The 20,311-nt window shown below is 72.3% G+C and carries 19 protein-coding genes; 3 read left to right on the top strand and 16 right to left on the bottom strand.

Going from position 1 to position 20,311, the window contains the following annotated elements; translation table 11 throughout:
• Nucleotides 1-339 precede the first annotated feature (339 nt).
• From ACQ5BE_RS15120 to ACQ5BE_RS15060, 13 genes are all read right to left on the bottom strand, one after another.
• Nucleotides 340-660, bottom strand: coding sequence for a 2Fe-2S iron-sulfur cluster-binding protein (locus ACQ5BE_RS15120; RefSeq protein WP_430297830.1), 321 nt, complete (start codon nt 658-660; stop codon nt 340-342).
• Nucleotides 661-693: 33 nt separating this feature from the next.
• Complete coding sequence (locus ACQ5BE_RS15115) at nt 694-1,962, bottom strand: NAD(P)/FAD-dependent oxidoreductase (RefSeq protein WP_430297829.1); 1,269 nt, start codon at nt 1,960-1,962, stop codon at nt 694-696.
• Nucleotides 1,955-3,292: a cytochrome P450 gene (locus ACQ5BE_RS15110; RefSeq protein WP_430297828.1), complete on the bottom strand. Its 1,338-nt coding sequence runs from the start codon at nt 3,290-3,292 to the stop codon at nt 1,955-1,957. Before ACQ5BE_RS15110 ends, ACQ5BE_RS15115 begins: the two co-directional genes overlap by 8 nt.
• A 270-nt stretch (nt 3,293-3,562) precedes the next feature.
• A complete protein-coding gene (locus ACQ5BE_RS15105) occupies nt 3,563-4,336 on the bottom strand; it encodes an IclR family transcriptional regulator (RefSeq protein ID WP_430297827.1) in 774 nt (257 codons plus the stop codon).
• 6 nt (nt 4,337-4,342) lie between these two features.
• Nucleotides 4,343-5,092 carry an SDR family NAD(P)-dependent oxidoreductase gene (locus ACQ5BE_RS15100; RefSeq protein WP_430297826.1) on the bottom strand — a complete coding sequence of 250 codons (750 nt, stop codon included), beginning with the start codon at nt 5,090-5,092 and terminating at the stop codon, nt 4,343-4,345.
• Complete coding sequence (locus ACQ5BE_RS15095) at nt 5,089-5,868, bottom strand: SDR family oxidoreductase (RefSeq protein ID WP_430297825.1); 780 nt, start codon at nt 5,866-5,868, stop codon at nt 5,089-5,091. Before ACQ5BE_RS15095 ends, ACQ5BE_RS15100 begins: the two co-directional genes overlap by 4 nt.
• The gene (locus ACQ5BE_RS15090) at nt 5,865-7,607 is read right to left on the bottom strand and encodes an FAD-dependent oxidoreductase (protein WP_430297824.1); all 1,743 of its coding nucleotides are present in this window, start codon (nt 7,605-7,607) and stop codon (nt 5,865-5,867) included. Before ACQ5BE_RS15090 ends, ACQ5BE_RS15095 begins: the two co-directional genes overlap by 4 nt.
• A gap of 20 nt (nt 7,608-7,627) precedes the next feature.
• Nucleotides 7,628-8,998 (bottom strand): MFS transporter, encoded by a 1,371-nt coding sequence (locus ACQ5BE_RS15085; protein WP_430297823.1) that lies wholly within the window; start codon nt 8,996-8,998, stop codon nt 7,628-7,630.
• Nucleotides 8,995-9,300, bottom strand: a complete 306-nt coding sequence (locus ACQ5BE_RS15080; RefSeq protein ID WP_208711819.1) for a Dabb family protein — start codon at nt 9,298-9,300, stop codon at nt 8,995-8,997. The genes ACQ5BE_RS15085 and ACQ5BE_RS15080 overlap by 4 nt, the downstream gene beginning before the upstream one ends.
• A complete protein-coding gene (locus ACQ5BE_RS15075) occupies nt 9,297-10,997 on the bottom strand; it encodes an FAD-dependent oxidoreductase (protein WP_430297822.1) in 1,701 nt (566 codons plus the stop codon). Before ACQ5BE_RS15075 ends, ACQ5BE_RS15080 begins: the two co-directional genes overlap by 4 nt.
• 122 nt (nt 10,998-11,119) lie before the next feature.
• Nucleotides 11,120-11,902 (bottom strand): IclR family transcriptional regulator, encoded by a 783-nt coding sequence (locus tag ACQ5BE_RS15070; RefSeq protein ID WP_430297821.1) that lies wholly within the window; start codon nt 11,900-11,902, stop codon nt 11,120-11,122.
• Nucleotides 11,903-11,918: 16 nt separating this feature from the next.
• Nucleotides 11,919-12,365, bottom strand: coding sequence for a pyridoxamine 5'-phosphate oxidase family protein (locus tag ACQ5BE_RS15065; protein ID WP_208711822.1), 447 nt, complete (start codon nt 12,363-12,365; stop codon nt 11,919-11,921).
• A 34-nt stretch (nt 12,366-12,399) separates the two neighbouring features.
• Nucleotides 12,400-13,305 (bottom strand): urea transporter, encoded by a 906-nt coding sequence (locus ACQ5BE_RS15060; protein ID WP_430297820.1) that lies wholly within the window; start codon nt 13,303-13,305, stop codon nt 12,400-12,402.
• Nucleotides 13,306-13,942: 637 nt separating this feature from the next.
• Here ACQ5BE_RS15060 and ACQ5BE_RS15055 point away from each other — a divergent pair.
• Nucleotides 13,943-14,389: an acyl-CoA thioesterase gene (locus ACQ5BE_RS15055; protein WP_344299774.1), complete on the top strand. Its 447-nt coding sequence runs from the start codon at nt 13,943-13,945 to the stop codon at nt 14,387-14,389.
• Here the strand turns inward: ACQ5BE_RS15055 and ACQ5BE_RS15050 are convergent.
• Together ACQ5BE_RS15050 and ACQ5BE_RS15045 are read right to left on the bottom strand one after the other, a co-directional pair.
• Complete coding sequence (locus ACQ5BE_RS15050) at nt 14,316-16,592, bottom strand: TM0106 family RecB-like putative nuclease (RefSeq protein WP_430297819.1); 2,277 nt, start codon at nt 16,590-16,592, stop codon at nt 14,316-14,318. The two genes, ACQ5BE_RS15055 and ACQ5BE_RS15050, sit on opposite strands and share 74 nt — an antisense overlap.
• A gap of 602 nt (nt 16,593-17,194) precedes the next feature.
• Entirely contained in the window at nt 17,195-17,533 is a 339-nt protein-coding gene (locus ACQ5BE_RS15045; protein WP_430297818.1) for a hypothetical protein, read from the bottom strand.
• Between the two features lie 250 nt (nt 17,534-17,783).
• On the opposite strand from ACQ5BE_RS15045, the gene ACQ5BE_RS15040 reads away from it, so the two are divergent.
• Nucleotides 17,784-18,605, top strand: a complete 822-nt coding sequence (locus ACQ5BE_RS15040; RefSeq protein WP_430297817.1) for a glycosidase — start codon at nt 17,784-17,786, stop codon at nt 18,603-18,605.
• Nucleotides 18,606-18,759: 154 nt separating this feature from the next.
• On the top strand, nt 18,760-19,506 hold the full coding sequence (locus tag ACQ5BE_RS15035; RefSeq protein WP_430297816.1) for an HNH endonuclease family protein: 747 nt from the start codon (nt 18,760-18,762) through the stop codon (nt 19,504-19,506).
• A 35-nt stretch (nt 19,507-19,541) separates the two neighbouring features.
• Here ACQ5BE_RS15035 and ACQ5BE_RS15030 read toward each other — a convergent pair whose 3' ends face one another.
• Entirely contained in the window at nt 19,542-20,246 is a 705-nt protein-coding gene (locus ACQ5BE_RS15030; RefSeq protein ID WP_430297815.1) for a DNA alkylation repair protein, read from the bottom strand.
• Between the last annotated feature and the right edge of the window lie 65 nt (nt 20,247-20,311).

Genomic DNA, 20,311 nt, shown 5'->3' with positions numbered 1-20,311 from the left:
CAAGACGCGGAGACGCCTTGCGGCGAGGGAGGCGGCTTGAGGGCGTCTTACCGGCGGCAGGGCGTCTCGCCGTCCCCCGCAACCCGTCTCATCCGCGTCTCGGCGCCTCAGTCGGGGAGGAACCGCCCTGCCAGGCGACTCGGCCGGCCTGACCGAGAAGTCGGCCAGCAGGCTCGGGCTGCATGTGGAGGTGGGTCGCCCGACGGCGTCGTGCGTACCCGAGATGGCGCGGGGCGTGGATATCTGTACCCGAGACGGCGGGGGCGTGGATATCTGTACCCGAGACGGCGTGGGGCGTGGATATCTGTACCCGAGACGGCGCGGGCGCGGCGGGGCCCCTCAGGACTCCGGCGCGAGCTCCACGCGGATGCCGTCCAGCTCCTGGTCGTGCGCGATCTGGCAGGAGAGGCGGGAGCCGCACTCGCGGAACCCCTCGGCGTCGGCCAGGAGCTCCTCCTCGTCGCCGCTGCGCGCGCCCAGCCGGACCGCGACGGGCTCGTCGAGGTACACGTGGCACGTCGCGCAGGACGCCGTCCCGCCGCACGAGGCGAGCACGGGCAGGTCGTTGTCGCGGAGGACCTCCATGAGGGACTGATCCTCGTCCCATTCGAGGGAGTGCTGGGTGCCGTCGCGGTCGACGGCGGTGATGGTCGTGGGCATGTCGCTCACCTTTCGGCAGTGGTTGTTGGGGGGTCAGAATGCCGGTTCGAGCGACACAACGGCCTGCTCGAGCGGGACGGACGGGTCCGCGGCAAGCGCGGGGGAGAGTGCAGCCCGCTGGGCGACGAGCCGCTTGCCGGCGTTGAAGTCGGCGAGCGATCCGACGGTGTCCACGGCAGCAACGCGGCCGTCGCGGAGGTAGACAACGGTGAACTTCCCCGTGGCCGGGGCGCCGCGCAGGATGACGTCGTCGTCCGGGTGGCGCACGCCCGCGGTCTGCAGTCGCACGCCGTGCTGGACCGTCCAGAACCAGGGCACCTCGGCGGCCGGCTGCGCCTGCCCGGTGATGTCCGCCGCGATGGCCTCGGCCTGGGCGCGGGCATTCTGGATGCATTCGAGACGCTGGCTCGCCCCGTCGTAGAGGCTCGCGAACCGGGTCGCATCGCCGGCGGCGTAGATGTCCGGGTCGGAGGTCCGCCCGGCCGCATCGACGAGCACGCCGTCGCTCACGTCCAGGCCGGCCGCGACGGCGAGCCCCTGCTCGGGCACCACCCCGATCCCGGCGACGACGACGTCGGCACGGTGCCGCGCGCCGTCGGCCGTCACGACCCACTCGACCCGGTCCGCGCCTCCCGCGGAACCCGTGCCCTCGATCGCGGTGACCGCGGCGCCGAAGCGGAACTCGACCCCGGCACGCCGGTGGACGTCCTCGAAGAACCGGGATACGGGCTCGCTGGTCACGCGGCTCATGACCCGGTCCTGGAACTCGAGGACGGTGACCGAGCAGCCGAGCTTCGCCGCCGCCGCAGCCACCTCGAGTCCGATGTAGCCGGCCCCGATGACGACGACGTGCCGGCCGGGCGCCAGCTCGCCCGCGAGGCGGCGGGCGTCCGGGAGGGTCTTGAGGAGCAGGACGCCGTCGAGGTCCCCACCCGGGACGGTGAGCCGGCGCGGCGTCGAACCCGTCGCGAGGACGAGCTTCGCGTACGGCAGGACGCGCCCGTCGTCGAGCGTCAGTTCGCGGCGCTCCCGGTCCACCGCAACGGCCGTGCCGTGCACGCGCTCGATCCGCCGCGCGGCGTACCAGGCCTCCTTGCGCATGGGCACGGGCTCGGCCGCGGCGCCGGGGGCGAGGAGGTCCTTGGAGAGCGGCGGCCGCTCGTACGGAAGCTGCCCCTCGGCGTCGATGAGGACCACACGGCCGTCCCAGCCGCGCGAGCGCAGCCCCGCGGCGACGCCGACCCCTGCGTGTCCCGATCCGACGACGACGATCGGCCGCGCCGGCTGGATGGTCTCACTCATGGCTTCCCTCCACGGTCTTGAGTCCCTCCACGGAGACGACGAGGCGCTCCGGCCCCGAGTTGGTCAGGTTGTTGCCGCGCACATACTCGATCGGTTGCGCCGGGTCGAGCGCCACACCGGCGAGGCGCTGGCTCAGGAGCTCGGCGGTCACGACCGTCTCGAGGCGGGCCAGGGGTGCGCCGAGGCACGCGTGGACACCGTGGCCGAAGCCCATGTGGCCGCTCGTGTCCCGGTCGAGGTCGAACACGTCCGGGTTGGGGTACTTGCGGGGGTCGTGGTTCGCCGCCGCGGGCATGAGCCGGACGATCGACCCGGCGGGGACCACCACCCCCGCGACCTCGACGTCCTCGGTCGTGACCCGGGAAACGCGCTGGACGGTGCCCCGGAACCGGGCAAGCTCCTCGACGAACTTCTCGGCGCCCGACGGCGTCTCACGCACCTGCGCGAGCAGCTGCGGGTTCTCGGCGCAGACGCGGAACGCGTTGGCCAGGAGGATCGTCGTGGTGTCGTGGCCGGCGATGAAGACGAACGCGCACAGCTCCTTGGCTTCCTTCTCGGAGAGCTGCCCGTCCTTCCACATCCGGGCGATCTGGCCTCCGACCGACTCGTTGCCGGCGGCGTGCAGGCGCTCCATCGTGTCCTTGAGGTACGCGAAGAACGCGAGGGCGCTCTCCTCGTCCGTCCCGGTGCCCGGGGCGTTGCGGGCGAGGCGGCCGAAGTAGCTGAACGTCTCGTCGGACCAGAACTTCATCTTGTCGAAGTCCTCGGCCGGGACGTCGAGGAGGGCGCTGATGGTGGACATGCTCAGCGGGATCGCGTACTCCTCGACGACGTCGCCGCCTCCGCGGGCGATCAGCCCGTCGAGCAGGCGTGTGGCGGTTTCGCGGATGCGGTCCTCGAAGAGGCCGATCGCCTTCGGCGTGAACGCCTTCGCGACGATCTGCCGCAGCCGGGCGTGGTCCGGGGCGTCGATGAGCGTCAGGAACGTCAGCGGCACCGGCTTGACCACCTCGGAGGAGAACACCTTGGGGGCGCGGAGCGCCTTGCGGACGTCCTCGAAGCGCGAGATGAACCAGACGTCCGTGGTCGCGGAAGCCGCGCGCAGGACCGGGGCGTTCTCGAGCATCCACGCGTAGTGAGCGTAGGGGTCGCCCTGACTGCCGTCGTCGACCACCTTGAAGGGCTCCAGGCCGTCGGGCCAGTCGAGCTCGTGCGAGTACGGCGGCAGGGTCGGTTCGGTCGGGCGCACGACGCCGGCCTGGTCGCCGGGGCTGGGAGCCGCACCGGCGGCGTCGGCCGTGGCTCCGGTGAAGGGGCAGGTGATGGTCATCCTGGGTCCTTTCCGCCGAGGGCGCGCGGCACTGCGCGCACTGCGGTCGCAAGGGTTGGGGTGTCGGAGCGGGTGCTGGGCCCTGCCCCGTGACGCTGATCACGTCGATGGATTGAGTCTGGCCGAGCCCGGCGGGTGGCGGGAGGCGCCCTTCCGGTCACCGGAAGAAGTCGCCGCCCCCGGCGCGGAGGTGACCCCTCGACACGGGGAGGTGACCCCTCGACAGGGGGAGGTGGCTCCTCAACGTGGGGCGTGGGGAGAGGGCAGGGCTCAGCCGCGGAGGGCGCGGGACATGCCGCGGGCAGCCGTCGTCAGCGCCGGGACGACGCGCGGGACGAGGTCCGCGGCGTCGAGGGGGAGGATGCAGTTCAGAGCCGCCGCGATGCAGGGCCCGTGCGCGCTCTGGCCGGGCCCGAACACCGGCACGGCGACGCCGATCCATTCGGCGCGTCCCACGCCGGGCGGCGCGGCGAAGCCCCTCTGCCGGATGTCGGCGAGGTGGCGCCGCAGTTGCTCGGGGTCGGTGACGGTGGCGGGGGTGACCTTCTCGAGCGGGCCGGCAAGGGCGCTGGCCCTGACCTCCGGGTCCGAGAACGCGAGCAGGACGAGGCCGCTCGAGGACGCGTGCAGCGGCATGCGCTGGGCGATGTGGGCGGCGTCGAGCGGGGACTCGGGCGCGGAGAGCCGCTCCACGTAGAGGGCGCTCCCGCGGTCCATCACCGCCAGGGTCACGTGCTGGCGCACGGTGTCCTGGAGGTCCTCCATGTAGGGGCGGCAGGCCTCGCTCAGCGTGAGGGCGTGGGAGGCGCGGGAACCCAGCTCCCAGATGCGCAGCCCGGGACGCAGGTCGCCGGCGGCGTCACGCTCGAGGAGGCCATGCCGGAGCAGCTCCTCGCAGAGCCGGTGGGCGGTGGTGAGCGGCAGCCCCGAGCGCCGAGCGAGGCTGCTCAGGCTCAGGGCTGCGGTGCTGCGGTCGAAGCAGCTCAGGATCCGCACCACGCGGCTGATGATCGAGTCGCGGGTGGGTTCGGCGGGCGTGGGCATGGCCGGCTACACCGCCGTGTACCCGCCGTCGACCGCGAGGACCGCGCCGACCACGAACGACGCCGCGTCCGAGGCGAGGAAGGCGATGGCCTCGGCCACCTCCTCGGGCCGGGCAAGCCGCCCGATCGGCTGCCGCGCCGCGATCGCCGCGCGGACCTCGTCGGGAAGACCGGCCACGAGCGGGGTGTCGGCATAGCCGGGCGCGACCGCGTTGACACGGATCCCCTGGGACGCGTACGTCACGGCTGCGGACCGGGTCAGATTCGCGACGGCGGCCTTCGCCGCCGAGTAGGACGTGCTGTTCGCCTGGCCCACGGTCCCGAGGATCGAGGACACGTTGACGATCGAGCCGCCGCCGGCGGCGACCATGTGCCGCAGCGCGTGCTTCCCGCACAGCGCTACCCCGGTGAGGTCGATCTCCACGACGCGCCGCCACGCGTCGACGTCGAGCTCGTGCAGCGGCGCCTTCGGCTCGGCGATGCCGGCGTTGGCCACGAGCACGTCGGGACCGCCGAACTCGGCGGCTGCGCGGTCCATGAGCGCAGCCACCGAGTCCTCGTCCGTGACGTCGGTGCGCACGCACAGCGCCCGGTGCCCGTCCCCGCGGAGGGAGCGCGCGACGTCGTGCGCCCCCTCCGCGACGTCGCCGAGCACGACGGCGGCGCCCCGCTGGGCGAGCAGCCTCGCCGTCGCGGCCCCGATGCCCGACGCCGCACCGGTGATGACGGCGACGCGGTCCGTGAAGGACGCGCTCACGCGTCCTGCCGCAGGTTGTTGCCCGCGGTCTCGCCGCCGTCGATCGCGAGGTTCGCCCCGGTCATGAACCGCGACTCGTCCGAGGCGAGGTACAGGATGAGGTCGGAGATCTCCTCAGGCGCCGCGTCCCGGCCCAGCGGGATCTGCCCGAACCCGCGCTTCAGGCCCGCCGTCAGAGGCGTCTTGACCGACCCCGGGTGCACGGAGTTGACGCGGATGCCGTACGGCCCGAGATCCAGCGCGCTCGTCTTGGTGAGACCCTGGACGCCCCACTTCGCCGCGGCGTACGCGGCGCGGTTCTTGAACCCGACGAGCCCGGCGATCGAGGAGATGTTGATGATCGAGCCGCCTGAGGCCTTCATGGCCGGAACCGCCGCCTTCATGCCGAGGAAGTTCCCGGTCAGGTCGATGTCTATGGTGCGGCGCCACTCGTCGACGTCCGCCTCCTCGACGCTGCCGCGCGTGAAGATGCCGGCGTTGTTCACCAGCACGTCCAGCGTCCCGAAACGCTCGACGGCGGCGCCCACCGCCTGTTCCCAGCTCGCGAAGTCCGTCACGTCAAGGTGGACGAACAGCGCCACATCACCGCCGAAGCCGGCGTTGAACTCCGCGTTGATCTTTGCGGCGAGGGCGCGGCCCTCGTCGTCGAGCAGGTCCCCGATGACGACCTTCGCCCCGTGCGCGGCGAGCACGCGGGCGTGGGAGGCGCCCATGCCGCGGGCGGCGCCGGAGATGAGGGCGACCTTTCCGGCGACGCGGTCCGACAGCGTGCTCATCGTGCCGCCTCCTCGGTGGTCTCGATCCCGCGGGCCGCCCCGCGCTCGGCGGCGAGCTGGGCGATGTCGCGTCCGGCGCGGTAGCCGAACACGAGGGCCGCGCCGATGTGCGAGCCGTAGCCTGGGTACCCGCCGCCGAACACGCTGCGCGCCGCGGCGCCGACCGCGTACAGGCCCGGGATGGGCGCGCCCTCCTCGGTCACGACCGTGTTGTCCGAGTCCACGGCCACCCCGGCGAACGTGCCCAGGTCTCCCATCTGGATCTTGGCCGCGTAGAACGGGCCCTTGTCCAGCGGGGCGAGGTTGGGGTTGGGGCGGTGGTCCATGTCGCCCCGGAAGTGGTTGTACTCGGTGGAGCCGCGGCCGAACTCCGGGTCGGTGCCGGCTGCGGCGTTGCGGTTGAACTCGGCGACGGTCGCTTCGAGCCCGGCGGCGTCCACGCCGATCTTCCCCGCGAGCTCCGGGAGGGTGGCGCCCTTGACGAGGTACCCGACCCTGTAGAAGTACCCGCGCGGCATGGGCCACGGCTTGGCGTAGCCGATGCCGTACTTGTGCATGGTCTTCGCGTCCCCGATGACCCAGCCGAAGGTCTTCTCCTCGCCGGCGTTGTGGGCGATCATCGCCCCGCCGAAGTCGTGGTAGCTCAGGGCCTCGTTGCCGAAGCGCTTCCCGTGCCGGTCCACTGCGATGAGGCCGGGAAGGCCGATCGCGCGAAGGTGCGGGAAGAGCCGCTGGCGCCCGTCGTTGTGCCGGAACACAGTCACGGGGGCCCACGAGCCGACCGAGGAGACGCGGTCGTCGATGTAGCCGCCCGCGGACAGCGCGAGGTTCGCGGCATCGCCGCCGTGGCCCACGGTGGGGGTGAAGTGGTCGTCGCCCGCGGCGTCGTGCGGGAAGTACTTCTGCCGCAGCTCGGCGCTGCCGGAGAACCCGCCGGCGGCGAGCACGACGCCGAGCCTCGCCTCGACGCGCCCGGCGTGCCGGCCGCCGAGCACGGCACCGGTGACGGCGCCGTCGTCGCCCCGGGTGAGGGAGACGACCGGGGTGCCCTCCCACAGCCGGATGCCGGCGTCGAGGGCGCTCTTGACCATGAGGGTCATGAGCGCGTTGCCGTTGGTGCGCAGCACCGGGCGGCGGTAGCGGGCCGTGTCGAACCAGGTCCGCAGGAGCTTCTTCGCCACGTACACGAAGGACTTCAGCGACTGGTTGACGTGGACGAACTCGTTCATGTCCGGCCCGACCTGGGGCATGTACCCGAACACCGTGTAGGAGGACAGGTAGGGCTGCATGAGCAGGCGCTTGTCCCCGAGGATGCGTGCATCGGTGTCCTTGGGCAGGATCGCGCGGCCGCCCAGGCGCGCGCCGGGGAGGTCCATCTGGTAGTCGGGAGCCTTCTCGGGGTAGACGAATTCGACGTCGGTCTCCCGCTCGAAGAACTCCAGCGCCTCGGGGACGGTGTCGAGGAACTGCCTGACGCCGTCGGCGTTGTACGTCTCGGGGGCAAGGTTCTTCAGGTAGGTCTCGACCTCCTCGCGGGTGTCCCCGGCGGCGGCGCCGACACGGTTGCCGGGCACCCAGGCCCAGCCGGCGGAGATCGCCGTCGTGCCGCCGAAGTGCTGCTCCTTCTCGGCGACGATCACGCTCAGGCCCTGGCTCGCCGCCTTGAGGGCTGCGGCCATCCCGGCCGCTCCCGATCCGACGACGAGGACGTCGCAGGCCACTGTCTTGTCGTTGCTCATGGTGCCGATGTCTCCTGAGGTCACTTCGTGCGGGTGGCGGTGAGGTAGGGCTCGCCGAGCTCGTCGACCGGCGTGTGGGCGGTCTCGCGGGCGCTGAAGGCGGCGATCGCGGCGGCGATCGCGCAGGCCGCCCCGAAGACGGCAACCGGGACCCAGCCTGTCGGGCCCGCCGTCATGAGCAGGCCGCCGATCATGGGCCCGAAGCCCGCGACGAGGAGGCCGAGCTGGTTGCCCAGGGCCATGCCCGTGTAGCGGACGGGGGCGGCGAAGAGCTCCGCGAAGAAGGCCGGCCACACGCCGTTGAAGCCCGAGTACAGCAGCGTCATGAAGACGAAGCTCGCGATGAACACGAGGACGAGGTTGCCGGTGCCGAGGGCCCAGAAGTAGGCGAACAGGGCGGCGGAGCAGCCGAGCATCGCGGTGAGCATGAGGGGCTTGCGGCCGATCCGGTCCGAGAGTGTGGCCACGGCGGGCATCACCAGCATGGAGGCGCCGATGGTCACGGCGTTGATCGTCAGGATCGCGCCCTTGTCGAAGCCGCCGTGGGCGGTGGCGTAGGAGAGCCCGAACACCGTGAAGATGGTCTGCATGACCGAGAAGATGGACATGAACAGGACCCGCAGCACGTCGGGCGCCTGGAACCGGAGCACCTGGCCGAGCGGGAGCTTGCGGGCCGTGCCCGTCTCGAGGGCCTCCTCCTTGGCCTCCTCGAACACCGGGGTCTCCTCGAGGTGCGTCCGGACCCAGTAGGCGATCGCGAGGACCACGATGGAGCACCAGAACGGCACGCGCCAGCCCCAGGACATGAGGTCGTCCTTCGGCAGCGCCGTGATCGGGACGAACACGAGGGTCGCCAGGACCATCCCGGAGGCGTAGCCGGTCATGACGAACGAGGTGAAGAAGCCGCGGCGGCCGTCGGGGGAGTGCTCGAGGGTCAGCGTCGAGGCGCCTGCCGACTCCGCACCCGCGGAGAAGCCCTGGATGAGCCGGCCGAGGGTGAGGAGCACGGGCGCGAGGAGGCCCACGGCGTCGTACGTCGGGAGGAAGCCGATGCCGAGCGAGGCGAGCCCCATGAGCGAGAGCGTCACGAGGAGCACGTTGCGGCGCCCGAGGCGGTCGCCGAAGTGGCCCATGACCATGCCGCCGAGCGGGCGGGCCACGTAGGCGACGCCGAAGGTCGCGAACGCCGCCACGAGGCCCGCGGTCGGGTTGTCGGCGGGGAAGAACAGCGCGGGGAACACCAGCGCGGCCGCGGTGCCGTAGATGAAGAAGTCGTAGTACTCGAGCGTGGAGCCGAGGAACGACGCGAGTGCCGCCTTGCCCGGGGTCTTGCGGGGCTGCGCAGCGGAGGGCGCGGGTGCTGCTGCGGTGCGCGGAGCGACGTTGCTCATGGTGCATCCTTGCTGATCTCGAAGTCGACGGAGATGATCTGCTCGCTGTTGGGGAAGGAGTACTTCTTCAGCGGTTCGTGCAGGGGGTGGGTGTTGTACACCTCGATGTCGGCGACGGACTCGAAGTCCGCGACGATCGCGTAGTCGAAGGCCCGCTCGGAGCGGATGACGTCCGGCCCGTGCGTCAGGGCCAGGAGCCCGGGGACGTTCCCGCGCATGCGGTCCAGTCCCGCGGTCCAGGCCTCCCGCTGCTCGGCAGGGAAGTCGGGCTTGAACTTGAACAGGACGGCGTGGCGGATCATCGCGCCGCCCCCGCCAGCTCGGCGGTGACAGCGCCGGCGGCGGCAGCCCCGGCGTCGTACTCGGCCGGCTCCCCGGCGATCGTCCGGCCGGCAAGGTAGCCCATCGTCATGAGCGGGCCGAGGGTCGCGCCGGCGCCGGGGTAGCCCGCCGCGTAGGCGCTCTCGGTCGCGTTGCCCACGGCGAAGAGGCCGGCGATCGGGGCGCCGTCGACGTCGAGCACGCGGGCCCGGCCGTCGGTGGCGATCCCGCCGTTCGTGCCGAACGCGCCGTTGACCACCTCCATCGCGTAGAACGGGCCGCGCTCGAGCGGGCCGAGCGAGGGGTTGGGCCACGCGTTCTCGGCGTCGCCCCAGTACCTGTCGTAGGCCGTCTCGCCGCGGTGGAAGTCCGGGTCCTCGCCCTTGACCGCGAACGCGTTGAACCGCTCGACCGTCGCGACGAGGTTCTCGGCGGGCACGCCGATCTTCGCCGCGAGCTCCGGCAGGGTCGCGCCCTCGATGAGGTACGACGGCGTGGGCTCGCCCGCGCGGTGGGCGAGGATGCCGTAGCGCTCGAGGTAGGCGTGGTCGAAGACGACGTGCGCGGGGGTGTTGAGCGTGGTGTTGGCGGGGGAGTCCCAGGACTGGAGGCAGCGGGCCAGGTCGTTGTAGTTCTGCGACTCGTTGGCGAAGCGCTTCCCGTGGCGGTTGACCATGATCGAGCCCGGTCCCTGGCGCTCGAAGCGCAGGAGGGTGCCGATCGGCTTGCCGTCCCGGGTGTCGCCGGTGATGGACATGGGCGCCCACCAGGCCTCGCGCGTGCCGCGCGTCTGGGCGCCGAGGCGCTGGGCCATGCGCAGGCCGTCGCCCTCGTTCGTGGGCGGGGAGCACATGGTGTAGAGGCGGCTCGCGAGCATCGAGTCGGCGAGGGCGTGGTCCCACTCGAACCCGCCGGTGCCGATCACCACGGCGTCCGCCGCGGCGATCTCCTCCCCGGTGGCGAGTACGACGCCGGTGACCCGGCCGCCGTCGTGCGCCAGCCTCTCGCCGCGGGCCTCGACCGCGACGTGGACGCCGTGGCGGACGGCGGCCGCGAGGAGCATCGCGATGAGGGCGCGGCCCTTGGCGACGAGTCCGGCCTTCGCGCGGGCGTCGAGCTCGTCCCAGGGGAAGCGCGTGAAGGCGCCCCAGTCCTCGTACTCCTGCATCGTGAAGGGGGCGCGGCCGTCGGAGCGCACATGCTCGGCGAGGTCGCCGAGGAGCTCGGCGATGTTGGCCAGCTGCGGCTCGATGGTGCGGCCGCCGTCCAGCGCGCCCGGGAGGTCCTGGCGGTAGTCGGGGAAGTTGTCGAGGAAGAGGAACTTCACGCCGAGCTCGTCCTCGGCGTAGCGGAGCATGGTGTCGCCGTAGGAGACCGCGGCGTCGAGGAGCTCCTCGCGGCCGCGGCCGCGGGAGACTGCGCGGACGTACTCAGCGGCGGCCTCGCGGGTGTCGGCGAACCCGCCGTCCGCCATGGCCTCGCGGGCGTGGTGGTTCGCCGCGATCCAGAGCATGCCGCCCGAGATGGCGCTCGTTCCGCCGAGCAGGCTGGCCTTCTCGAGGACGAGGACGGACTTGCCGGAGCGCGCGGCCGTCGCCGCGGCGGTGAGGGCGCCTGCGCCGGAGCCGAGCACGACGACGTCGTACGAGCTGCGCGGGGCGCCGATGAGGTACTTCATGGGACTCTCCTTCGAGCCGGGAAACTGGCTACTCACGAGAGTCGGGGTTCGGCGTGTTCTGCACATCACACATTCCCGATCATCGGGAATTGTTTCGGGCAAGGGGTCGGCCGTCGTGTGCCCTAGAGGCTCCTGCGGATCGCGTCCCGCAGCGTCCCGTCCCACCCCAGCGCGCGGGAGATGCCGCGGGCAGCGGTCTGGAGCGCGGAGATCGAGGTCTGCAGGGGGCCCCCGGCGCGGGGGATGACGACGCTGAGGCCCGCGATAGCGGTGCCCTCGGCGTTGAAGACCGGCACGGCGACGCCGGTGGATTCGGGAACGATGGCCCCGGTCATGACGCAGAAGCCCATCTGGCGGACCTCGGCGAGCCTGCGGCGGAGCTCGTCCGGATCGGTCGTGGTCGTGTCGGTGTACCGGGGCAGGCGCCGGCGCAGGAAGGTCTCCTGCGCGTCCGCGGGGCCGAAGGCCATGAGGACCAGGCCGGTCGACGTCGCGTGGACGGGCAGGCGGCCGGCCACCTTGGTGATGTTGATGGTCGAGGAGTTGGAGCCGATCCGCTCGATGTAGAGGACCTCGTTCTGGTCCAGGATCCCGAGGACGGTGTGGTGGCCCACCACGGACTGCACGTCTTCCATGAAGGGCAGGGCCGCCTCGCGGAGCCCCAGGACCTTGGAGCCACGGGAGACCAGCTCCCAGAGCCGGGTCCCGAGCCGGAGCCGCCGCCCGTCACGGTCGAGGAGCGACTCCGCGAGCAGTTCCTCGACGAGCCGGTACGCGGTGGTCGTGGGCAGGCCGGCGCGGCGGGCGAGCTCCGCCGCGCTCAAGGTGCGGTGCTCGCCGTCGAACGCCTCGATGACCCGCACGAGGCGGTGGACCATCGAGTCGCCCGACGGCGAGTTGGCCATGGCGCGGTGCCAGGGCTCAGTAGTCGTGCGCGGTCGTGGCCTCCGGCTCCGCGCCGAGGCGGAAGTGGCGGCCCTCGACGTGCTGGGGCTCGATCTCGACGTACACGGACTTGACGGTGGGCAGCCACGTCTCGATGCCGACGGCCTCCGCCTCCTCGATCTCGGCGGAGTGCTCGAGCACTCGGGCGGTGCCCTTGACGACGACGCTCCACGCCTCGTCCTGCATCACGCCGTCGGCCTCGAAGGCGACGCCGGGGTGGATGGTGAGTTCCGCGAGCTTGGTGCCGGGCGTCGTCTTGAGGAACAGGCGGCGGCCCGAGGCCCGGAAGTTGATGGGCACGATGTCGAGCTCACCCGCGGCGAAGGTGGCCAGACGGCCATGGCGCGCGGCCTCGAGCAGTTCCCAGCTCTCGGCGTCGTTCAGGACGCGGATCGGATCGTCGTTGTCGTGGTCGAACAGCATCGTTGTCGCCTCTTTCTCTCCGAGTGATCCCATCCTAGGCATGCCGGGGAGGTGCTCCGGAACCGCCTTTCGTCCTGCTTCGCGCCAGGTGGATCAGCACCAGCGCGGCCCACGTCACGAGCACGAACGTCCACGTGTACACGGGCACGCCGGCGCCTGCCAGGAGGAGCCGCACCGGGACCGTGAGCGCCACTCCGGCGAGGGTGATCGGGACCCGGTACCGGGACCGCGCGAAGACCAGTCCGAGGCTCAGCGCCACGAGCACGCCCGAGTACCCGTCCAGGCCGTTGAGCACGCCGTCCGCGTCCGCGCCGACGGCCCATGCGACGGCGGAGGCCACGGCGGCGCCGACGAGGGCCCACAGGCCCACAGCCCATCCCGCGGCGAAGAGCCCCGCCAGGATGAGGGCGCCGCTCCAGACGTTGTCCAGCAGGACCACCTGGGCGACGCTGAGGAGCACGGCGACGACCGGGTCGAGGAGCGTGCCCGTCGGGTGGTAGGCGAAGGCCGGGGGCGGCGACTGCATCGACGCGGTGGCCAGGAGCGCAACGCTGCTGACGGCGCAGAACGGCGCGGTCATCGCGGGCAGGCCCCGCTCGGCGGTCCTGCCGCGGTCCATGAGGAGCACGACGCCGGCGCACGCCACCGAGCCCGCCACCGCCCACACGAGCGCCGCGGGCGTCGGGCCCAGGGCCGTGCCGGCCGCGACGGCGGTCAGGGCCCCGCAGAACCCGTGCTTGCCCTCGACGACGTCGGTCCGGTCCAGCGCCGGGATGAACCAGGCTGTGGCGGACTGGACCGCCGCGCCGAGCAGCGCGAGCCCCGCCAGGAGAGGGCTCGCGACCGCGAAGGCGGCGAGGAGCAGGACTCCCGTGAGCCACGCGGGCTGGAAGAAGATCTGGGCCTGGCTCCTCAGGAGGGCCAGCGGGAGGCGCGTCACGGCCGCACGATCCATGTCCCGGCCGCCACGATCCGCACTTCGGTGCTCAGCGGGTGTCACGTGCATCAGCGGACTTCCTTGATGAAGGGTTGCGGAACCTCTTTACCGTAGCCGCTGGCCACGTCCGCTCGGAGCCGCAGCTCGACGGTGAAACCCCAGCAAGCGCCGTAACCGCGATTAAACACACGGGACACCCCGGCGCAAGCTGCCCTCCGTACGCTGGAGCCATCGGTTCGGACGGGACGGCCAGGCAGCAGCGCACTGGGTCCCAGAGCACAACTGAGCACAGCACAGGCCAGCCGCGGGGCTGGCGCCGGCGGGGCACGGAGCGTCCCGGGCGGTTCCCCGCGGCCACCGGCGTCGGGCGGAGAGGCACCGCCCGGCACTGCGCCCCGCCCCGGGAGGTCACCCCGGCGGCGGGGCGCCACCTTGCCGCCGCGCGCCGTCGTGCGCCCCGCGCGGGCAGGACCGCGCGGTCCTGACCGCGCGGTCCTGACCGCGCGGTCATGCCTGTCCCGGCCCCCGGGATCGGCTGTGGTAGACCGGTGGGGTGAGCAGTGAGAGCGCGGCGCGGCCCGCGGGCGGCGGGGACGTGACGACGCACGACGGCGGCGAGCGGCTCCGCGTCACGGTCCCCATGCGCTGGGGCGACATGGACGCGTACGGGCACATCAACAATGTCGAGATCATCCGCATGCTCGAGGAGGCCCGCATCGCTGCGTTCGGCCCTCCCGGGGGCACAGGCGCCGCCGGGGTGGAGCCCCTCGTGCCGCTCTTCTCCGCGGTGCCGGACGGGACGCTCGCGCTCGTCGTCGAGCACCGCGTCCGGTACCTCAGGCCCCTCGACTACCGCAATGTCCCCGCGGAGGTCGACGTGTGGGTCAGCGGGCTCAAGGCGGCCGCCCTCACTCTCGACTACGTGGTGCGCGACCCTGTCGACGGCCACGAGTGCGTGCGTGCGACGACGCAGCTCGCCTTCGTCGAGGAGTCCTCCGGGCGTCTCATGCGGCTCACCCCGGACCAGCGGGAGCGGCTGGCTCCGTACGTCGGCACGGGAATCTTCGCCGCCGGCACGCGGAATTGACGCTGCGGTCTGGGATACTCGGCTCATGCGCCCGGTCGTCTGCGTGGTCGACCATGACCGTCTCGACTCCCGCGGCCGCTCCGTCCAGACGGCGCGCCGCGGCAATGGGCGCGGAGTGCAGCCGCGCGGCGTAGGAGAGCCGGGAGACGGCGGCGCACAGCGGCGGTGCCATCCGCCAGGACTCCGGAAGGAAGTACCCGAACGCGGCCGGGAGGACCCGGGCACCGGCGGCGAGCCAGCCGAGGGCGGATTCATTGACCGGTTCCGGGTGCTGGCCCTGGCTGACCTGCGGGAGCTGCTGCGGGTCGCCGAGGAGGAGCAGGCGCGGCGCCGCCCGGCTCACGGCGACGGTGTCGGCGAGGGAGAACTGGCCCGCCTCGTCCACGACGACCAGATCGAGCGAATCGGCCGGGACTTCGGGACCCGTCAACTGCCAGGCCGTGCCGCCCACCAGGCAGCCGCCGGGCGCGGACACGAGTGCGGCGACCGAACCCTCCCGCTGGTTCTCCTCGGGCCACGCAGCGGGTGAAGCCGACGGCCCGGGCCGTGGATTGGCCTTCTTCGCGACGCGCTCTGGGGGGACGCCGGCGCCCACGACGCGCACGAGCAGGTTCTCCACGACGGCATGCGAGCTGCCGACCACCCCGACCTTCCATCCTGAGGAGACGAGCCGGGCGATCACCCGGCCGCCCAGATGGGTCTTGCCGCTCCCTGGCGGCCCCTGGACGGCCAGATAGGAGCGGTCGAGGGACCGGAGCGCCGCCTCGATGGACTCCGCCAGGCCATCGGCAGACGGTGCCGGTGCCGGCAGCGGCACCCCGCCCACAGTCCGGGGCGGGACGCGTCGCAGGAGGTCGACCGCCGGCTGGGCGAGCATGCCGGGCAGCGCGTCTGCGGCCGCGCGGGCCACCTCACGCTGCGCGGCCTCGATGGATGCTGTCCTGACCGGCGCATCCTCCGTGAGCGCGACCGGCAGGTTCGGGTACGGCGGCACCTTCGCGGTGGACCTCTCGAGCACCTGGAGCACGTCCTCGCCGTCCTCCATGCCCACGCCCAGGACCCTCGTGCCGAACAGCCCGTTGCGGCCGAGCCCCAGGGCATCGGTCGCGGCGAGCCCCTCCGGCAGGGGCGGCTCGAACTCCCGGAACCAGGTGCTGCCCTCGCGGAAGTCCGAGCCGGGGGTGGCGAGCCCGATGAGGCGCAGGGTGCGGGCGTGGCTGCGCCCGTCGGGCTCCCAGTCCCGGAGGATCTCGACCCGGTCCACGAGGAACGCGTCGCGCACGGACTCGAGCGACGCGAGGGGCCTCTCGAGCCGGTCGAAGTGCGCCCACCAGTACGCCTTGCGCTCGCGGGGGTGGTAGCGCACGGCGGCGGCCAGGAGCCCGAGGGCGTCGTCGTCCGCAGCCTCGCGAGCGGGACCCGCTCCGCCCTCAGCGCGGGCTGCGCGCCGCCGCGCAACGAACGCTGCAAGCTCCGCCTCGGCGGCGTCCACGGGTTCCGGCGGAGGGGGAGCGGGCCGCTCGCGCGCCGGAATCCGCGTGGTGGAGGGATGGGCGGCGGCGAGTGCGCGCAGCCACTCGCACAGCCGCAGGGTGGAGACGCAGTCGTCGCGGTTGTACTCGAGGATCGCGTCCATGACCCTCTCCGCCTCGGCCCGGTCCCCGCTCTCGCGGGCGGCCGTGAACCGCGCGTACATCTCCACCGAGGCGGCGCCGCCCTGCAGCTCGGCGGTCCGCAGGTCCCCGCCCATGTACAGCGGCTCCAGCTTCTTGATGGAGTAGGAGCGCTCCGAGATCCGGATCCCCTGCCGGACGGACTGGTAGAGGTCCACGAGCAGGCCTTCACGCAGCCAGGAGTCGATCTCGGCCTCGCACACGCCGTGGCGCACCGAGAGCTTGCGCAGGGCCGCCTTCTCGTACGCGGCGTAGTGGTAGACGTGCAGGCCGGGGTGCTGCCCCCGGCGCCGCTGGATGTAGTCGACGAAGTCGATGAGGGCCTGCCGCTCCTCGGACAGCGTGTGCGCGGTGAAGGCCCGGTACTCCGCGGCGGCACCGGGTCCGGGCGCCTCGACGATGCCGAACAGGTACTCCAGGCCCCACGTCCGCGACGTCCTGTCGAACCAGAGCGGGTCGCCCTCGAAGTCGAAGAAGACGTCTCCGGGGGATGGCGGCGGGATGGCACCGAGCCGGTGGTCCGGGAGCACCTCGTAGGCGACCCAGTGCTCGGGGGAGTCTCCGTGCGCGGGGGCGAGCGCCCCGCCGTCGCCGGTCGCCGCGCCTGTCTGCAGCCGCGCCGCGCGACGAGCCGCGCGAGCGTCGCGTCCCCCGCCGGGGGGTCGAGCGCCGCGAGCCCGTCGATCGTGCGGACACCCAGCTCCCGCAGTGCCCGCCGGCGTGGGGCGGACATCCCGGCGGTCAGGAAGAGGTCCCGGCGTTCCTGGACCTGGACGGAGCAGTAGTCGCACCGGCCGCAGGCGTGCACGCCGGGCTCGTCCCACCCCGCGGCGGACTCCTGCGAGAGGTGGGCGGCGGCGAGGTCGCGGAGCCGCGCGCGCCGCTCCCGGAAGGCGGGCATGAGGTCCGTGAGGCTGAACGACTGGTGTTCGCCCGTGCCGAGGATCAGGGTGGCCTCATCGGCGGGACGGTGCCCGGCCCGGACGAGCTGGTCGCCGTAGGCCGCGAGCTGCAGCAGGGCCGTGGCCTTCGCGCGGCGCGCGAGCTTGGAGTCCTGCACCGCGTAGTCCCCTTGCCGCGTGCGGACGATGAAGTCGGCGCGGCCGTGGAACTCGCCGTCGAAGAAGCTGGCCTAGAACACGACGTCGGCGCCTCCCTCGAGCGCCGCCATCGACTCCGCGTGCTTGGCGGCGAGGGCCTGCCACGTCATCGCGGACGCCTGCTCGATCTCCGCGACCCCGCCCCCGCGGCCCGGCGCCCAGAGGCCGTAGCGCTCCCTGTAGGCTTGGAGGACGTTCTGCTCGTGGACGTCGCCCAGCCGGGCTGCCCGTTCCCGCATCGGGTCCTCGACGCTGAGCACGGGGGCGCGGCCGAGCTTCTCGTCGAGCTGCCGCAGGAGCGCGAACTCGCACTCCGAGGCGGTGACGATGTCCGAGGCCGAGAAGACGAAGGCGCCCTCGAGGAAGAACATGGGTCCAGCACAGCACAGCCCTCCGACATTTCCCGAGGGGCGACGGCGGGGTCCGCGACCAGTCTGTCGTGTGGCCGTAACCCGCAGGAAACCAAACCACGGCAGGGTGGTGGGAGGCGTGGGTGTACGGCACGTCACACTCGGTCACCTGCATGGCGACCGGCCAGTAACGAGACAGCATGGGAAGCGGTGCCCGCGGTAGGCTCGCAGGGGACCGCACCTGATGGATGCGAAGCAATGAGAGGTAGCAATGGCGAGGAACGCGAACGCGGTAGAGAAGCTCGATCTCCGGCTCAAGGCCGTACTCGACGGCCTGGCGGAGGCAGCATGGGCTGACGAGACCGTCGACGCGCGCGCCGTCCTGGCCGGCGCGGTCGAGGCCGTTCCGTTCGACGAGCACGAGGCCTTCCTCCTCTCGGGCGGCATCCCGCGGGGCCACAAGGCGCTGACCGCGGCGACGGCGAAGCTGGTCAAGGCCGGGTGGATGGTCAAGGGCCGCAGCGGCTGGTCCATCACCGAGGACGGCCTGCGGGCAACGGTCGCCTTCCCCACCGCGACGGCCCTCGCTGAGGCCCTCGCCGCCGGGACGCCGGTCCCGGCGGACGTCCCCGTGCCCACCGCGCCCCCGGCCCCGAAGAAGCGTGTCCGCAAGGCGACCGCGAAGGCCGCCGCGAAGGCGGACACCGAGCTCGTGACCCCGCAGGCCCTGCCGGCTGTCGAGGAGATCTCCGAGGCGGCGCACGAGGCCGAAGCCGTCGCCATCGCCGATCTCGACCAGCCCCACGCCGTTGCGATCGCCGGCGACTTCGCCAAGCACCTCGGCGCCGAGGAGGACTGGACGCCCCAGCCCGACGAGGTCCAGATGGGCCTCGACGCGTCCTCGCGTGTCTGGGTCCGCAGGGTGGACCTCCCGGCCGGCCACTACGCCTTCAAGATCGCGATCAACCGCTCGTGGGACGAGAACTACGGCGCGTTCGGCGCGTTCAACGGCGCGAACCACGAGCTCGCGCACGACGGCGGCCCGGTCACCATCGCGTACGACCACTCCACCAAGGACATCGCCTTCTCCTGACCGGGAGTCGCGACGGCGACGGGCCGGGGCTGCACGGGCAGCCCCGGCCCGTTCTCTGTCCACCCCGTTCTCTGTCCACATGGGGCAAAGGCGCGTGCAGGATTGTCGGCGGCCTCCCCTAGGGTCGAACCAGACGCCGTCATCAGGGGGAAGCATGCTGCAACGACAGTCCAAGGCCGCGCCGCGCCCGAGGCGCCGTTCGGGGGTCGCCGGTTCCGCGGCGCTGGCTGCCGCGGCCTTCGCCGTGCTCGCCTGGCTCGTGGGCCTCGTCGAGGTCCCCGGCGTGTCCTCGCCGGCTCCCTGGGTGCAGCAGCAGGTCGGCAGCGTCCCGTCGGCGCAGCTCGAGTCGGCGAAGACAGCGCTCGCCCAGATCCCGGTGAAGGGACGCGCGCCCAAGACCGGGTACACGCGCGAGCAGTTCGGGCAGGCCTGGGCCGACACCGACCGCAACGGCTGCGACACGAGGAACGACATCCTCGCGCGCGACCTCGTGGCTCCCACGTTCAAGCCCGGGACGCGCGACTGCACGGTGCTCTCCGGGACGCTGCACGACCCCTACACGGGCCGGGACATCGAGTTCCAGCGCGGGGAGCGCTCGGCGGACGTCCAGATCGACCACGTCGTGCCGCTCTCGGACGCCTGGCAGAAGGGCGCCCAGCAGTGGCCGGCCCAGAAGCGCCTCGCGTTCGCCAACGACCCGGCCAACCTCAGGGCAGCCGACGGCCCTGCGAACCAGGAGAAGGGCGACGGCGACCTCGCCACCTGGCTGCCCCCGAACAAGTCCTTCCGCTGCGAGTATGCCGTGGCGGTCGTCGCCGTGAAGGCGGAGTACGGCCTGTGGATGACGCAGGCAGAGCACGACAAGGCGGGGGAGCTGCTGGCGGCCTGCCGGGCGGCCTGACAGGGCGGCCTGACCGGGCCGGGGAGAGCCCCGGGCTACGACGCCTTGAGGTACCGTTCCCTGGCGCCCTTGGGCAGCTTCTCGACCGCGTAGCGGAGCGCGGTGCGCGCCATCCTCGGGGCCCAGGAATCAAGGAAGTCCTCGAGCGCCGGGGTCCCCGCCGTCCGCAGGGCCCACCCCGTGGCCTTCTGCACCGACTCGTCCGGGTCCTGCGCAAGGATCTGGGCGATTGCGAACAGGTCCGTCGTCTCTCCCGCTCCGAGGAAGTACATGGTCGAGACGATGGCGGTGCGGCGTTCGTGGGGAGCCTCGGAGCGGGCGAGCGCGTAGAGCGGGTCGCGGGACCTGTCCGCGAGATACCCGCCGACGACGTGGATCGCGGCCCGGTCCACGAGGTCCCACGAGTTGATGCGGTCGTGCCTACGGAGGTAGAGCTCGTAGAGCTCCCTCCTGCGCTCCGGGGACGTGGTGCGCCGCCGCGCCTGGAAGTCCATGATGCTCACCGCCCCGGCGCGGGCCTCGTGCCACGGGCTCTCGAGCAGGAGCTCGACCTCCCGAAGGGGCATGTCCGCGGACGCCTGCGCGAGTTCGAAGACGCTTCCCATGCGCACCCCGAGGAAGCGGTCCTGACCGCTCCGGGCCAGCGGGAACGCACGCTTGTACTTCCTGAGCTCGACATCGGAACTCAGAGCTTCCAGCGCCGCCAGGAACCCGCTGGCGGTCACCGTCCCGGCAACCATTGCCCACCCCCAGGCCGAACACCGAACTCGATTCGAGCGTAACGCGTACAAAGAACTATGGATAG

Origin of the sequence: Sinomonas sp. B1-1, assembly GCF_050474465.1 — a bacterium.
Taxonomy (GTDB): Bacteria; Actinomycetota; Actinomycetes; order Actinomycetales; family Micrococcaceae; genus Sinomonas; species Sinomonas flava.
The sequence above is the reverse complement of the archived record's forward strand: the minus strand, read 5'-3'. Positions and strand labels throughout refer to the sequence as shown.

Bases quoted from the DNA above. Each gene is read 5' to 3' on its own strand.
- ACQ5BE_RS15075 (WP_430297822.1), bottom strand. From the start codon at position 10,997: ATGAAGTACCTCATCGGCGCCCCGCGCAGCTCGTACGACGTCGTCGTG.
- ACQ5BE_RS15030 (WP_430297815.1), bottom strand. From the start codon at position 20,246: ATGGTTGCCGGGACGGTGACCGCCAGCGGGTTCCTGGCGGCGCTGGAA.
- ACQ5BE_RS15065 (WP_208711822.1), bottom strand. From the start codon at position 12,365: ATGCTGTTCGACCACGACAACGACGATCCGATCCGCGTCCTGAACGAC.
- ACQ5BE_RS15110 (WP_430297828.1), bottom strand. From the start codon at position 3,292: ATGACCATCACCTGCCCCTTCACCGGAGCCACGGCCGACGCCGCCGGT.
- ACQ5BE_RS15035 (WP_430297816.1), top strand. From the start codon at position 18,760: ATGCTGCAACGACAGTCCAAGGCCGCGCCGCGCCCGAGGCGCCGTTCG.
- ACQ5BE_RS15120 (WP_430297830.1), bottom strand. From the start codon at position 660: ATGCCCACGACCATCACCGCCGTCGACCGCGACGGCACCCAGCACTCC.
- ACQ5BE_RS15080 (WP_208711819.1), bottom strand. From the start codon at position 9,300: ATGATCCGCCACGCCGTCCTGTTCAAGTTCAAGCCCGACTTCCCTGCC.
- ACQ5BE_RS15085 (WP_430297823.1), bottom strand. From the start codon at position 8,998: ATGAGCAACGTCGCTCCGCGCACCGCAGCAGCACCCGCGCCCTCCGCT.
- ACQ5BE_RS15090 (WP_430297824.1), bottom strand. From the start codon at position 7,607: ATGAGCAACGACAAGACAGTGGCCTGCGACGTCCTCGTCGTCGGATCG.
- ACQ5BE_RS15115 (WP_430297829.1), bottom strand. From the start codon at position 1,962: ATGAGTGAGACCATCCAGCCGGCGCGGCCGATCGTCGTCGTCGGATCG.
- ACQ5BE_RS15055 (WP_344299774.1), top strand. From the start codon at position 13,943: ATGCGCTGGGGCGACATGGACGCGTACGGGCACATCAACAATGTCGAG.
- ACQ5BE_RS15070 (WP_430297821.1), bottom strand. From the start codon at position 11,902: ATGGCCAACTCGCCGTCGGGCGACTCGATGGTCCACCGCCTCGTGCGG.
- ACQ5BE_RS15045 (WP_430297818.1), bottom strand. From the start codon at position 17,533: ATGTTCTTCCTCGAGGGCGCCTTCGTCTTCTCGGCCTCGGACATCGTC.
- ACQ5BE_RS15095 (WP_430297825.1), bottom strand. From the start codon at position 5,868: ATGAGCACGCTGTCGGACCGCGTCGCCGGAAAGGTCGCCCTCATCTCC.
- ACQ5BE_RS15105 (WP_430297827.1), bottom strand. From the start codon at position 4,336: ATGCCCACGCCCGCCGAACCCACCCGCGACTCGATCATCAGCCGCGTG.
- ACQ5BE_RS15040 (WP_430297817.1), top strand. From the start codon at position 17,784: ATGGCGAGGAACGCGAACGCGGTAGAGAAGCTCGATCTCCGGCTCAAG.